This window comes from Amycolatopsis sp. CB00013, assembly GCF_001905755.1.
GTDB lineage: Bacteria > Actinomycetota > Actinomycetes > Mycobacteriales > Pseudonocardiaceae > Amycolatopsis > Amycolatopsis japonica.
This window is the reverse complement of the sequence record NZ_LIWC01000001.1, coordinates 20,234-34,250: the sequence shown is the minus strand read 5'-3', so window position 1 is coordinate 34,250 and position 14,017 is coordinate 20,234. Positions and strand designations below refer to the sequence as shown.

Sequence of the window (14,017 nt, the reverse complement as noted above, 5' to 3'; positions counted from 1 at the left end):
GTTACCCACCGTCGCCTCGCCTTAATCGGCGTGGAGCCGCTGGACGAGACGCCGGGCGGGCAGCGCCATCGCCCCCAGCCCGATCGAGGTGGTGACCTCGTCCGTGGGCGTCACGAGCAGGTGGTCGATCTCGCCGAGCAGGTCGCGACATCGATCGAGTTCGGCCGGATCACCCGACCGGGCCACTTCGGCGAGGGCTTCGAGCAGGTCGCCGACCACCCCGCGCGCGTGTTCGCCGGGATGCCGGAACGGCTGCTCGCTGCGGGCGGCTTCGCTCACGGCGTCGATCAGCTGGGCGAGCGGATGCCACAGGGAGACGAGGTTCGCCAACGGTTCCTCGCGGGTCTCACGCCGTCCACGGAGGTTCAGGTACCGGCCCTCCCTGGTCCAGCCGATCGCGTCCTCCGCCTCCGCGACCAGGCTGCGGACGTCCTCCATCCGGTCGTCCAGGCCGTCGGCCGCCTCACCGCCGCGAACCAGGTCCGCGGTCCTGTCGAGGACGTCGGCGATCGCCGATGCCAGCCGGGAGGTCGCCGCCCGCAGGCGTTCGCCGTGCAGCGGCGGCAGGATCACCGCGTTGAGCACGGCGCCGATCCCCGCCCCCAGCGCGGTTTCCAGCAACCGGTCGGCGAGCAGGACGGGTTCGGTCGCGTTGCCGTAGGAGATCAGCAGCATGCCGGTGATCCCGACCCATACCCCCGAATCGCCGAAGCCCCGCCACGAGCCGATCAGGAGGCCGACGAAGATGACCAGCCCGAGCGCCACCGTCACCGAAGGAATGACCTGACCGGCGCCCGCGGCGAGCAGCACCCCCACGCTGACGGCGCCGACCTGCTGTGCCCAGCCACGCAGCGACCGGTAGACGGTGGCCTGCACCAGGAACACCGCCGCGTACGGCGCCAGGAAGGGCTGAGGCAGCCGCAGGACCGCCGTCGCGACGATCCACGCGATCACCGCCGCGGCCGTGGCCTTCGCGGTCTGGACGAGGCTCCGGCGTTCTTCCCCCGGCACCCGGAACGCCCGGGCGACCCAGGCGAACGGCGTCTTCCCACCCATCACGGACCCGGCGGACCCAGGTGGACGACCTTGGTCTGCGTCATTTCGTCGAGCAGCTCCGGCCCGTAACCGTAGCCGCTGCCGCTGGCGCCCCGCGGATGTGCGGCCCCGCCGGGCGCGCCACCGAAGACGTTGTTGATCTTCACGGTCCCGGCGGGGAGTTCGCGCCAGGCGCGCTGCGCGTGGGCCATCGAGGAGGTGAGCACGGTGGCCGCGAGGCCGTACTCGCCCGCGGCCGCCTGTTCGAGTGCCTGATCGAAGTCGGCCGCCACGGTCACCGGCGCGACCGGGCCGAACGTCTCTTCGGTCAGGACCCGCATCCCCGGGGTGCATCCGGCGAGGACGGTCGCCGGGTAGTGGGCACCGGGGCCGTCGGGGACGAACCCGCCGGTGAGCGGGTCGGCGCCCTGCGCGATCGCTTCCGCGACCTGGGCATGCACCCCGTCACGGTGGCGCCGGTCGACGAGCGGGGCCACTTTCCGGTGGCCCGCCTCGGCGACCAGCGCGGTGAGGAAGGCGTCCGCGACGTCCTGGTGCACATGGATCCGTTCGACCGAGACGCAGATCTGCCCGGAGTTGGCGAAGGCCCCGATCGCCGCCTGCTCGGCCGCCCAGACCGGGTCCACGCCGGCGTCGACGACGAGCGGATCGTTCCCGCCGTTCTCCAGCAAGGCCTTCGCGCCGGTCCGCGCCGTGCTGACCGCGATCGAGCGGCCCGCGGCCGTGCCGCCGACATGGGCGACGACGTCGACGTCCGGGTGGGCGGCGAGTTCGGCGCCGACGCTTCCGTCGCCCTGCACGGTCTGGAGCACGTCGCCGGGAAGTGCCTGCGCCAGCACGTTCCCCAGCCAGGCGCCGGTGTGCGGGCAGCGTTCGCTCGGCTTGTGCACCACCGTGTTCCCCGTGACCAGGGCCGCGCCCAGCAGCCCGCAGGCCACCGCGACGGGGTCGTTCCACGGTGTCAGCGCGACGACCACGCCCCGGGGTTCGGGCACCATCAGGTCGGTGGCCGACGGATCACCCAGGAGGGACCGGCCGCGGTGCACCGGTCCCAGTTCGGCGTACTGCTCCAAGGTCCCGGCTCCGGCCAGGACACCCTCTTCGGCCTCCTCGCGGGGTTTGCCCGTCTCGCTCTCGATGAGGACGGCGAGTTCGCCCGCTCGCGCCCGGAGCGACCTCGCCGCGTCCTTCAGCGCGATCCCGCGTTCGGCCGCCGGTGTGGCGGCCCAGCCCGGGGCCCGTCGCTTCGCCGCGGCGAGCGCCGTCTGAACGCCTTCGGTCGTCGCCGCTTTGACGCTGCCGACGAGACTGTCGTCGGCGGGATCGCGGATCTCCAGCACGGCAGGCCGTTCCACCGTCGTCATTCGCACCTCCTCGATGTTTTCTGCGCGCCGGTTACCCGCTGTCGTTTTGCCGAAACGGTGCCGGGGTAGCCGCGAGGGAACCCACCACCGCGAAGGGGCGAGACCTGTGGCACAGCATCGAGAGGACGCGAAGAACGAGCAGCTGGACGGAAGCCGGGTGGATCCGGAGAAGTCCGTGCTGACGACACAGCAGGGAGTCCGGGTCGACCACACCGACGACTCATTGACCGCGGGCAGCCGGGGGCCGACACTGCTCGAAGACTTCCACGCCCGCGAGAAGATCACCCATTTCGACCACGAGCGCATCCCCGAACGGGTAGTGCACGCGCGTGGCGCGGGCGCTTACGGCTTCTTCGAAGCCTATGACGACGCGCTGGCCGACTACACGGTCGCTGAATTCCTCACCAGCGGCGAGAAGATCCCCGTGTTCGTGCGGTTCTCCACCGTCGCCGGTTCCCGAGGCTCGGCCGACACCGTGCGCGACGTCCGCGGCTTCGCGACGAAGTTCTACACCCGCCAAGGCAACTACGATCTCGTGGGCAACAACATGCCGGTGTTCTTCATCCAGGACGGCATCAAGTTCCCCGATTTCGTGCACGCGGTGAAACCCGAACCGCACAACGAGATCCCGCAGGCCCAGTCGGCGCACGACACCTTCTGGGACTTCGTCTCGCTCCAGCCGGAGAGCCTGCACATGGTGCTCTGGCTGATGTCCGATCGCGCCCTGCCGCGCAGCTACCGGATGATGCAGGGGTTCGGCGTGCATACGTTCCGGCTCGTCAACGCCGAGGGCAAGGGCACTTTCGTGAAGTTCCACTGGAAGCCCGTCCTCGGCACGCATTCCCTGGTGTGGGACGAATGCCAGAAGATCGCGGGCAAGGATCCCGACTTCAACCGGCGCGACCTGTGGGACGCCATCGAGTCCGGCCAGTACCCGGAATGGGAACTGGGCGTGCAGCTGGTGGACGAGGACTCCGAGCACGACTTCGACTTCGATCTGCTGGACGCCACGAAGATCATCCCCGAGGAGCAGGTGCCCGTGCGCCCGGTCGGGCGGATGGTCCTGGACCGCAACCCCGACGACTTCTTCGCCGAGACCGAGCAGATCGCCTTCCACACCGCGAACATCGTCCCGGGTATCGACTTCACGAACGATCCGCTGCTGCAGGCCCGGAACTTCTCCTACCTCGACACTCAGCTGATCCGGCTCGGCGGCCCCAACTTCTCGCAGCTCCCGGTGAACCGGCCGATCGCGCCGGTGCACACCAACCAGCGTGACGGGTACGGCCAGCAGAACGTCCACAAGGGACGGACGAGTTACTTCCCGAACTCGCGTGGCGGCGGCTGCCCGGCGATCGCCGATTCCGGCGTCTTCCGGCACTACACCGAAGCCGTCGCGGGCCACAAGATCCGGGACCGCAGCGAGAGTTTCAAGGACTTCTACAGCCAGGCGACGCTGTTCTGGAACAGCATGTCGCCGATCGAACGCGAGCACATCGTCGCGGCGTTCCGGTTCGAACTCGGCAAGGTCGAGGACCGGGAGGTCCGGGCGCGAACTGTCGCCGAGCTCAACAACGTCGACCACGATCTGGCCGCCGAAGTCGCCGAGGGGATCGGGGTGAGCGTGCCCGCCGCTCCCGCCACGCCGCACCACGACCGCACGTCCCCCGCGCTTTCCCAGCTGAACCAGCCTTCCGTGGCGCCGACCAGCCGGAAGGTCGCGGTGCTCGCGGCCGACGGCGTCGACACGATCGGCGTCGGCCGCCTGGTCGAGGCGCTGACCGCCGAGGGCGCGATCGTCGAGGTCCTCGCGCCGACCGAGGCCGAACTCCGTCCGGGTGGTGAAGGGGATCCGCTGCGGCCGGACAGGCAGCTCAACACCATGGCTTCGGTGCTTTACGACGCCGTCGTCGTCCCGTGCGGCCCGAGCGCGATCAACGTCCTCGAACGCGACGGCTACGCGGTGCATTTCGTCGCCGAGGCCTACAAACACGGCAAACCGGTGGCCGCCTTCGGCTCGGGTCTGGACCTGCTGCGCCGGGCCGGGGTGACCTCGAAACTGGCCGACGACACCGAAACCCTGATCGACCAAGGCGTGGTGACCACCACGGCGGCCGAGGCGACGCTCCCCGACGGCTTCTTCGCCTCGTTCACCGCGCAACTCGGCGAACATCGCTCGTGGCTGCGGAAGACCGACGCGATCCCCGCGTGAGTTTGCCGCCGTGGCTCCCGGGTACCGGAAGAGGGTGACCGACCTCGACTACACGATCGTGATCCCGACGACCGGCCGGGAGAACCTCCGCACGCTCCTCGCCGGGATCGAAGCCGCCGGAGAGCCACGGCCGGCGCGGATCGTCGTCGCCGACGACCGTCCCGGCGGCGACGACCTGCGGCTTCCCCCGTCCACCGTGGACGTCGAAGTCGTCCGGTCCGGCGGGCGCGGTCCGGCGGCGGCCCGCAACGCCGGCTGGCGGCACGCGAAGTCCGAGTGGATCGCCTTCCTCGACGACGACGTGCTGGTCGGCTCGGACTGGCCACGGAAACTCGCCGAGGACCTGCGCTCCCTCGGCCCGGAGACGGCGGCGTCGCAGGCCCGCCTCGTCGTACCGCTGCCGCCGGATCGCCGCCCGACCGACGACGAACGCGGGACGGCCGGGCTGGAGACGGCCCGGTGGATCACCGCCGACATGGCCTACCGCCGGTCCGTGCTCGCCGAGGTCGGCGGCTTCGACGAACGCTTTCCCCGCGCCTACCGGGAAGACTCGGATCTGGCCCTGAAGGTCGCCAAGGCCGGTCATCTCATCGCGCGCGGCGAACGCGTCACCGTCCATCCGCCCAAACGATCGGGTCCGCTGGCCAGCCTGCGCGCCCAGCGGGGCAACGCCGACGACGCGCTCATGCGGCATGAACACGGTGTCCTCTGGCGCCAGCAGACCGGCGCCGGGCACGGACGGCTCGATCGGCACGCGGTGGCCACCGTAAGCGCGGCCGGCGCAGTGGCGTTGTTCGCGCTGGGACGCCGCAAGGCCGCCGCCGCGGCGGCCGGACTGTGGGCGGGGCTGACCGCCGAGTTCGCCGCGCGCCGGATCGCCCCGGGGCCGCTCACGCCCGGCGAGGTCGGGCGCATGCTCCTGACCAGCGTGCTCATCCCGCCCGCGGCCTGCTATCACCGGCTGCGCGGGGAGCTGAAGCATCGGTTGTCGCGGAGGCCGCAGGCTCTGCTGTTCGACCGCGACGACACCCTCATCGTCGACGTGCCCTACCTCGACGACCCCGACGGTGTCCGCCCCGTTCCCGGCGCCGGAGACCTCCTGCGCGCTGTGCGCGCGGCGGGGATCAGGATCGGCGTGGTCAGCAATCAGTCCGGGGTGGCCAAAGGCCTGATCACCCCGGACCGGCTGGCCGCGGTGAACGCCCGCGTCGAAGAGATGCTCGGCCCGTTCGGCACCTGGCAGGTCTGCGTGCACGACGACGGCGACGGCTGCGCCTGCCGGAAACCCGCGCCCGGGCTGGTGCGGCAGGCCGCGGAGGCACTCGGCGTGGACGTCCGGCGCTGCGTGGTCATCGGCGACACCGGAGCCGACGTCGACGCCGCCCTCGCGGCCGGGGCGCGCGGAATCCTCATCCCGACCACGCGGACCCGGCCGGAGGAGGTCGATCGCGCCCGCCGCCGGGCTACCGTCGCGCGCGACCTCGCCGAAGCCGTCCACCTGGCCGTCGCGGGTTCCCGATGAACGTCCTGGTCGCGAGGATGGACAACCTCGGCGACGTCCTGCTGGCCGGTCCGTGTGTCCGCGCGGTCGCGGCGGGTGCCGAACGGGTGGTCCTGCTGGCCGGCCCCCGTGGCCGCGCGGCGGGCGAACTGCTGCCCGGCGTGGACGAGGTCGTCACCTGGTGCGCGCCGTGGATCGATCCCGAGCCGCCGCCGGTCAGCCGGGACGACACCGAAGCGCTGGTCCGGCGTCTGCGCGAATACTCCTTCGACGCGGCGCTCGTGCTGACGTCGTTCCACCAGTCGCCGCTCCCGCTGGCCCTGCTGCTGAGGATGGCGGGCGTGCCCTGGATCGGCGCGATCAGCGAGGACTACCCCGGATCGCTGCTGGATCTGCGGCACCGGGTGCCCGGTGATCCGCCGGAACCGGTGCGGATGCTTTCCCTGGCCGAAGCGGCGGGCTTCTCGTTGCCGCCCGGCGACGACGGCGGGCTCGCGATCCGCGGGCCACTGCCACCGGTGGAAAGGCTGGTCGGCGACGAGGACTACGTGGTCGTCCACCCGGCCGCGTCGGTCCCGGCGAGGCAACCGTCCGCCGACCGCTCCGCCGCGATCGTGCGTGCGCTGCAGGCCGCCGGACGCCGTGTCGTCGTGACCGGCTCGCCGTCGGAAAGCGCTCTGACCAGGCAGGTCTCCGGGGACGCGGTCGATCTCGGCGGCCGTACGGACCTGTCCGAACTGGCGTCCGTGCTCGCCGCGGCCGACGTGGTGGTGGCGCCCAACACCGGCCCCGCCCACCTCGCGGCCGCCGTCGGCACACCGGTGGTCTCGTTGTTCGCCCCCGTGGTGCCGTCGTCGCGCTGGGCGCCGTACGGGGTGCCGTCCGAAGTGCTCGGCGACCAGCACGCGGCGTGCCGGGACAGCCGGGCCCGGGCCTGCCCCGTGCCCGGCCACCCGTGCCTGGACCGCGTCGCGCCCGAAGCCGTCGCCGACGCCGTGGCGCGCCTCAGCCGGGCGTGGTCTCGCCGCCCAGCGCGGCGATGACCTCACCGCTGTAGTACGACGAAAGCCGGTTGGACGCCAGGAAGACGTATGACGGCGCGAGGTCGTCCGGATGAGCGGCGCGCTCGAACGGGACCTGGAGGCCGAACTTCTCCACCTTCTCCGGCGGGAACGTCGACGGGATCAGCGGTGTCCACACCGGACCGGGCGCGACACAGTTGATCCGCACACCGCGATCGGCCAGCGCCTGCGCCATCGCGTATGTCCAGGCGTGCACGGCGCCCTTGGTCGCCGAATAGTCGATCAGCGATTTGTTGCCCCGCAGGCCGTTCACCGAGCCGGTGTTGATGATGACCGAGCCCTCGGCCAGATGGGGTAAGGCGGCGTTCGTCACCCGGAAGAAGCTGTGGATGTTCACGTCGAAGGTATGCGTCCACTGCTCGTCGGTGAGCTCCTCGGGGGAGTCGACCGGCCATTGCGTGGCGACGTTGTTGACCAGGATGTCCAGCCCGCCGAGCTCCTTCACGGTCCGGTCGACGATCTCGCGGCACTGCACCGCTTCGGCGAGATCACCCGGTAGGAGGAGGCACTCGCGCCCCTCGGCGCGGACGCGTTCCTCTGTGTACTTCGCGTCCTCATGCTCGTTGAGATACGCGATCGCCACGTCGGCGCCTTCTTTCGCGAAGGCGATGGCGACCGCGCGGCCGATCCCGGAATCGCCGCCGGTGATCAAGGCACGCTTGCCGGCCAGCAGCTCGCGGCCCACGTAGTCCTCCATGGAGTCACGAGGCGGCGGGTCCATCTTCGACGTCACGCCCGGCGGTTCCTGCTGCTGCGGCGGCCGGAGTTTCTCTGCCATCGGGTTCCCTCCCGTCGGGTGCTTTCGGGGAGGGTTACCCGGATGGCCGCGCGCCTGAACATGGCCCTTGCAGCGCCCGCGGGCGCCGCGTGGGGTGTCGCGAAAGCCACTTTCGGGACGTCTGATGTCCCGAAAGTGGCTTTCGCGACATGTTCGCCGGCCGACCTCGTCCGCAGGTGTTGCGAAAGTGGCTTTCGCAACCACCTACGGCAGGGCTGTCCGTGAAGGCCTCCTTGAGGGACTCTGGGTCCCTCAAGGAGGCCTTCACGGACTTGCGAGGCAAGACGTAAGCCTCAGTGCACCCGCCGATCCCCCGCAACCCCCCGGTACCGGATCGTCCACAAGCTCCGCCGGATGTAAGTACGCTGCAGCCACCGATCCCGCCCGTTGTGCCGCGCGAAGAACTGCGACCGCGCGTGCAGCCCCTTCCGGTTGTTGATCAGCAGCGCCGTCCCCGGCTCGAGCTTGACCTGATGCGCGACTTCACGACAAACCCGCTGCAGCTCCTCCAGCGCCTGCTCGGCCTCGACGGTCTCCCCCACCACACCGTTGGCCGACACCGCCACTTCGGGCGATTCCGCCGGCCCGGAGATCACCGGCACGAGGTCGGAGAGCACGTCGGCACCCTTGGCCACGTCACGCACGTAGCTGCCGGGCGCGTTGAGCCGGAACAGCGGACGGCGCAGGACGTCGAGCACCTCCGGGTCCAGCGCGGCCGAGATGTCCCTGCCGTCGGCGTAGTAGGTGACGGCTTCCTTGTTGCCGTCCTGGCGGACGCAGTTCAGCACCAGGAAGTCCGGATTGGACACATCGTAGCGGCCGACCTCGTCGTGCACGATGTCGTTGTGGAAGTTGAGGAACACGTGCGAGCTCTGGTTCGTCTGGCTCCGCGCACCCGCCGACACCGGGACGACGTCGTGCACGAGCCGCCCGCTCTTCTCGGTGGTGAACCCGACGGGCTCGCCGAGCAGCTGGCTCAGTCCCAAAAGGACGGTCTCCGCGACGAACGTCTTCTTGTCCTTGCTGGGTTCGCCGTCGATCGGTGTCTCCGGCAGTTCCGGGTCCACCGGCAGGTTGCGCACGAGCGCGACGCCGGGGGTGTCGACGTGCCTGCCGAAGTCCAGGATCGTCTGCAGCTGGTCGATCGGCAGCTTCGAGAACGTGACACGGAGCATCGCCAGCGAACGGTCGATGTCGTCGACGGGGTTCGGGAAGGAACGCAGGTCGCTCCCGATCGTGTTCCGGACCTCGTCGTCGAGGACGACCTCGGCGAAAGTGCTGACTAGGGTTTCCTTGCTGGTCATGGTGTCCTATCCACTTTCCGCCGCCGCTGGACCGGCGGTCTCGTCTTGAACCTGGAAATGAGGGTGAGCGCGGGGGCGGTCGCGATCGTCGACACCAGCGTCATGATCACGAGCATCGCGAACACCGCCGGGCTGATCACCTTCAGCTGGAGGCCGACGTTGAGCACCACCAGTTCCGTCAGCCCCCGGCAGTTCATCAGCGCCCCGAGCGAAAGTGATTCGCGCCAGCCGACACCGGTCAGCCGCGCCGCCGTCGTGCTGCCCGCCCACTTGCCGAACACCGCCACCGCCGTGATCAGCACGGTCCAGAGCCACAGCGAGCCGGAGCCGAGCAGGCTGAACTCGGTGTGCAGCCCGGTGTAGGCGAAGAAGAGCGGCAGCAGCAACGTCAGGGTCACACTGCCGAGCTTCCCGGCGGCGCGGGCGACGACCGGATCCTTCCTCGGCGCGATCACCCCGAACAGGAAGGCGCCGAAGATCGCGTGGATGCCGATCTCGTTGGTGGCCAGCGCCGACAGCATGATCCCGCCGAGCAGGATCGCGAGCACCGCGGATTCCGGCACGCGCGCGAGCACCTTGGCCAGCAGCGGCCGGACGACGTAGACCATCGCCAGGACGAACGCCAGGGTGAGCCCGACGGTCAGGAAGACCTCCGACGGCGTCCCGCCCTGGCTGACGGCGACCACCACGGCCAGCAGACACCAGGCGGCGACGTCGTCGACGGCGGCGCAGGTGAGCGCGAGCGCGCCCAGCGGCGTCTTCGCGATGCCGCGGTCGGTCAGGATCCTCGCCAGCACGGGGAACGCCGTCACGCTCATGGAGACCGCGATGAACAGGCCGAAGGCGAGGAAGCCGACGTCACCGCCGAAGGCCGGGTACATGCCGAGCGCGAGCACGATGCCGCAGACCATCGGCAGCGCGATGCTGACCTGGCTGACGGTCACCGCGGTGAACCCGCGCCGCCGCACGGCGTCGAGGTCGATCTCGGAACCGACCAGGTACATGAAGAAGATCAAACCCAGCTGCGACAGGATGTTGATCGCCGAGACCACCCCGCCGGGGAACAGCCAGCCGAACGCGGCGGGCCAGACGATCCCGAACAGCGACGGTCCCAGGAGGATGCCGGCGACGATCTCGCCGATCACCGCGGGCTGGCCGAGCCGCCGGGCCAGGACACCCGCCAGGTGGCAGGCGCCCAGGATCACCGGGAGCGCGACCAGCAGGCGCGCGTAGGTGTCGGGCCCGCCGCCCGCGGCCTTGGCCCCGGCGCTCGCGACGGGCGCGTAGGCCGACCCCAGGCCGAGCACCACCACGACGACCGCCGCCGGAACCGCGATCAACGCGGCCCCGACGAGGATCCGGCGCAGCGCGGTACGCCCGCTCCGCTCCTGTACAGCCGATTCCATCTATTCTCCTTGAGCGGCGCGCAGTTCCAGCGTGCAGCATTTGACGCTGCCGCCCGCCTTGAGCAATTCGGACAGGTCTGCGCCGATCGGTTCGAAGCCGTGCTCCCGCAGCTGCGCGGTGAGCTCGGTGGCCGCCTGCGGGAGCACGACGTGCTTGCCGTCGGAGACCGCGTTGAGGCCGAACACGGACGCGTCGGCTTCGGAAGCCAGGATCGCGTCGGGGTACAGCTCTTTCAGCAGCAGACGGCTTTCTTCGGAGAACGCCCCTGGGTAGTACATGACCGTGTCGTCGTCGAGGACGGCGAGCGCGGTGTCGAGGTGGTAGTAGCGCGGGTCGATCAGCGTCAGCTTGGTCACCGGGCGGCCGAAGAACTCACGGGATTCGTTGTGCGCCTCCGGATTCGTCCGGAACCCGGTCCCCGCGAGGATGGCCTTCCCGGCGACGAGGTAGTCGCCCTCCCCCTCGTTGACCCACTGCGCCTGCCGCACGTAGCGGTATCCGTTGTCGCGGAACCACTTGAGATACGCGTCGGACTCCCCTGCCCGCTGCACGTGGTGGAACCGCGCGACGAGCACCTGCCCGTCGACCACCGTGGCACCGTTGGCCGCGAACACCATGTCGGGCAGACCGGGCAGAGGATCCAGCAGCTCGACCCGATGCCCCAGATCGGCGTAAAGATCACGCAGCCACTCCCACTGCGCGATGGCCAGCTCGGTGTCCGTCGGCTTCTTCGGGTCCATCCAGGGATTGATCGAGTACTCGACGTCGAAATACGTCGGTCTGACCATCAGGTAGTGCCGTTGGGTGGCAGTCCGTGACACGCTTCCTCCACGCGGTTTTGGGCGTCTTTCGCCACCGGGCCCTGGGTGAAGGCCCGGTTTCGTCGAACAGAATCCTTTGCTACTTCTGGGTTTCGGAGAGTTTGACCTCGATCTTCCCGGCCAGGTCGTTCGCGTTGCGCATGGCTTCGTCGAAGGACGCGCCGAGCGCGCCGATGCCGCCGAAGATGTTGTTGCCGAGCGGCGGCCGCTTGATCAGGTCACCCGGCTTGGCGAAGATCTTGAGGTAGTACAGGGCTTCCGATTCGTTCACCGCGGGCGGGACGTCGATCGAGGCGATCACCCCGCCGGGGCAGATCAGGCACATCGCGGCGGTGTGCAGCCCGGTCGGGCTGAAGTGGTGGACATCCGGCCGGACACCGCGGGAGACGTCCATGAGTCCCCGGATCGGGTCGTACCCGGCGGAAAGCCGTGCCATATGGTCGAGTCCCCCGCCGCCCGGGCGCACGGCGATCTCCAGCAGGAACGGCTTGCCCTGGTGGAACCGGACTTCGGCGTGCAGCGCGCCGCGGGTGAGACCCTGGGCCCGCACGCCGGCGGCCACCACCGCGTGCACCTCGGCCACCTGCTCGGCAGTGAGCGACGTGGGCGCGTGGTGCACGTCGTCGTCGAAGGTCTCGCCCTCCGAGGTGACTCTGTCCACAATGGAACCGAGGTAGACCTCGTCGTCCCAGGCGACGGCTTCGATGAGATGCTCGTGACCGTCCAGAAAGGACTCGACGAGCAGGCCGTGCGGGCCGAGGTCCAGCCCTTCGGCCTCCATGTTGTACCAGGTCATCCCGTCGATGCCTTCGCGTGCCTGCGCGTAGCGTTCCCGCATCTTCTCCTCGTCGTCGACCCGGAAGACGAAGTTGCTGGCCGCGCCGAGGGTCGGCTTGAGGATCACCGGATAGCCGAAGTCCTCGGCCGCTTGCAGGGCCGCGTCGAGGTCTTCGACGAACCGGAAGTCCGGATGCGCGGCCCCGCCCTTCTCGTGCGCCTGCCGCATGATCAGCTTGTTCCGGCTGGTCCGCGCCGCGTCCACGCCGATCCCGGGCAGGCCGAGCGCCTCGGCGACCGCGGCGACCAGGACGACGCCGGACTCGGAGAAGGTGAGCACACCGTCGAAGGATTCTTCCGCGTGCCAGGCCTTAGCGTGCCGGATCAGGTCGTCGATGTGGTTGCTGCCGGCGATCCGGTAGCGCTCGGACGGCCAGAGATCCTCGGTGCCGACCCCGTTGAGCACGTACAGCACCCCGCCGAAGTCCTCGATCTGCTGGTACCGGGGCAGGTAGTAGTAGGAGTTCTGGCTGGCTTCCAGCGCGAGCAGTTTCACGACACACCTCGTAGGGCAGGACGGATCGGGTGGACACCGCCCGCTCGCACGAGCGGCCGGTCGAGCGGTTCGAGTCCGGTCTGGACCGGGTCGGCGCCGGTCAGGCGCGCGGCCAGGGACCGGGCGATCAGCGGGGCGAACTTGAACGACGAGCCGCCGCACGCCGCGTAGGACAGGACCCGGTCGCCGAGGACGGCGAGCATCGGGCCGAGGGTGGAGCGCCGGGCCAGGTAGTGACAGTCCCGGGTGTCGACCAGCCAATCCCGGCGGAAACCCGGGATCAGCGCGGCGAACGTGTCGATCAGGTGCTCACGCCACCACGAAGGCACGGTGGCGCCGCCGAGCTCGTCGACGACCCGGCACGCGCTCGCGGCGCTGAGTTTCAACGGCGTCCCGGCGACGGGCGGCACGAGCCACGCGCCCCCCGCCGAGCCGAGCGACGTGATCGCCGGGGTGGCGGCCCACGCGGCGGCGTCGGCGGGCGGGACGTCGCAGTAGAGCATCGTCTGCCGGTGCAGCACGAGTTCCCTGGACAGCGCGGGGGCCAGCAGCTCCCGGGACCACGGGCCCGCCGCCACCAGGACGGCGTCGCCGCGGAGGATGCCGCCGTCGGCCAGCCGGACCTCGGCCCGGTCGGCGTCGATCCCGATCACCTTGCGGTGCGGGTGGAGTTCCGCGTTCGCGTGCCACCGCAGGCGGGTGGCGCACGCCGTCAGCACCCGATCGGCGAGCAGGACGCCCGCGTGTGATTCGAAGACCGCGCCCGTCCCCGGCACGAACCCGGCGTGCGGGAACTCCGCGGCGAGTTCGTCCGCGCCGAGCACTTCGGCCTTGGATCCCGCCGTGGCCAGCAGATCCCGCGCGGCCGCCGCCTCGTCCGCCGTCATCGCGGTGAGCGCGCCGACCTGTTCGTAGAACGACGTGGACAGCGAATGCTCCAGTTCGCGCCACGCGTGATGCGCGGCGACCGCGGCCGCCGTGGCCGCGAGGTCGCCGGGATGCAACGCGCGCAGCACGCGGTGCCGGTCGAACGAAGTCGCACCGGAGAACGGGATGTCCGCCTGGTCGGCGAGCGCCACTTCGTGCCCGGCCGACACGCATTCCAGCGCCGTCAGCAGCGCGATGACGCCGCCGCCCGCGAGCACGACTCGCATGGTCT

At 70.3% G+C, this 14,017-nt stretch carries 11 protein-coding genes; 3 read left to right on the top strand and 8 right to left on the bottom strand.

Features of this window, described 5'->3' with window-relative positions; translation table 11 throughout:
* Positions 1-21 precede the first annotated feature (21 nt).
* Positions 22-1,056 carry an FUSC family protein gene (locus tag AMK34_RS00155; protein WP_073842222.1) on the bottom strand — a complete coding sequence of 345 codons (1,035 nt, stop codon included), beginning with the start codon at positions 1,054-1,056 and terminating at the stop codon, positions 22-24.
* A complete protein-coding gene (locus tag AMK34_RS00150) occupies positions 1,056-2,420 on the bottom strand; it encodes an aldehyde dehydrogenase family protein (RefSeq protein WP_073842221.1) in 1,365 nt (454 codons plus the stop codon). Before AMK34_RS00150 ends, AMK34_RS00155 begins: the two co-directional genes overlap by 1 nt.
* A 106-nt stretch (positions 2,421-2,526) precedes the next feature.
* Between AMK34_RS00150 and AMK34_RS00145 the strand changes: the two genes are divergently transcribed.
* From AMK34_RS00145 to AMK34_RS00135, 3 genes are read left to right on the top strand one after another with little or no spacing between them, the layout of a single operon-like run.
* Positions 2,527-4,632: a catalase gene (locus tag AMK34_RS00145; RefSeq protein ID WP_073842220.1), complete on the top strand. Its 2,106-nt coding sequence runs from the start codon at positions 2,527-2,529 to the stop codon at positions 4,630-4,632.
* A gap of 34 nt (positions 4,633-4,666) precedes the next feature.
* On the top strand, positions 4,667-6,154 hold the full coding sequence (locus tag AMK34_RS00140) for an HAD-IIIA family hydrolase (RefSeq protein WP_073842219.1): 1,488 nt from the start codon (positions 4,667-4,669) through the stop codon (positions 6,152-6,154).
* On the top strand, positions 6,151-7,176 hold the full coding sequence (locus AMK34_RS00135; RefSeq protein ID WP_073842218.1) for a glycosyltransferase family 9 protein: 1,026 nt from the start codon (positions 6,151-6,153) through the stop codon (positions 7,174-7,176). The genes AMK34_RS00140 and AMK34_RS00135 overlap by 4 nt, the downstream gene beginning before the upstream one ends.
* Here AMK34_RS00135 and AMK34_RS00130 read toward each other — a convergent pair.
* The 6 genes from AMK34_RS00130 to AMK34_RS00105 all read right to left on the bottom strand — a co-directional run bounded on the left by AMK34_RS00130 (position 7,139) and on the right by AMK34_RS00105 (position 14,012).
* Positions 7,139-7,993, bottom strand: a complete 855-nt coding sequence (locus AMK34_RS00130) for an SDR family oxidoreductase (RefSeq protein ID WP_073842217.1) — start codon at positions 7,991-7,993, stop codon at positions 7,139-7,141. The genes AMK34_RS00135 and AMK34_RS00130 overlap by 38 nt on opposite strands.
* Positions 7,994-8,286: 293 nt before the next feature.
* Positions 8,287-9,297 (bottom strand): TauD/TfdA family dioxygenase, encoded by a 1,011-nt coding sequence (locus AMK34_RS00125; protein ID WP_073842216.1) that lies wholly within the window; start codon positions 9,295-9,297, stop codon positions 8,287-8,289.
* A complete protein-coding gene (locus tag AMK34_RS00120; protein WP_073842215.1) occupies positions 9,294-10,703 on the bottom strand; it encodes a cation:proton antiporter domain-containing protein in 1,410 nt (469 codons plus the stop codon). Before AMK34_RS00120 ends, AMK34_RS00125 begins: the two co-directional genes overlap by 4 nt.
* Positions 10,704-11,525, bottom strand: coding sequence for a dimethylargininase (gene ddaH / locus AMK34_RS00115; RefSeq protein ID WP_073842214.1), 822 nt, complete (start codon positions 11,523-11,525; stop codon positions 10,704-10,706).
* 79 nt (positions 11,526-11,604) lie between these two features.
* Positions 11,605-12,858, bottom strand: coding sequence for an ATP-grasp domain-containing protein (locus AMK34_RS00110; protein ID WP_037344324.1), 1,254 nt, complete (start codon positions 12,856-12,858; stop codon positions 11,605-11,607).
* Complete coding sequence (locus AMK34_RS00105) at positions 12,855-14,012, bottom strand: NAD(P)/FAD-dependent oxidoreductase (RefSeq protein ID WP_073842213.1); 1,158 nt, start codon at positions 14,010-14,012, stop codon at positions 12,855-12,857. Before AMK34_RS00105 ends, AMK34_RS00110 begins: the two co-directional genes overlap by 4 nt.
* Positions 14,013-14,017 lie beyond the last annotated feature (5 nt).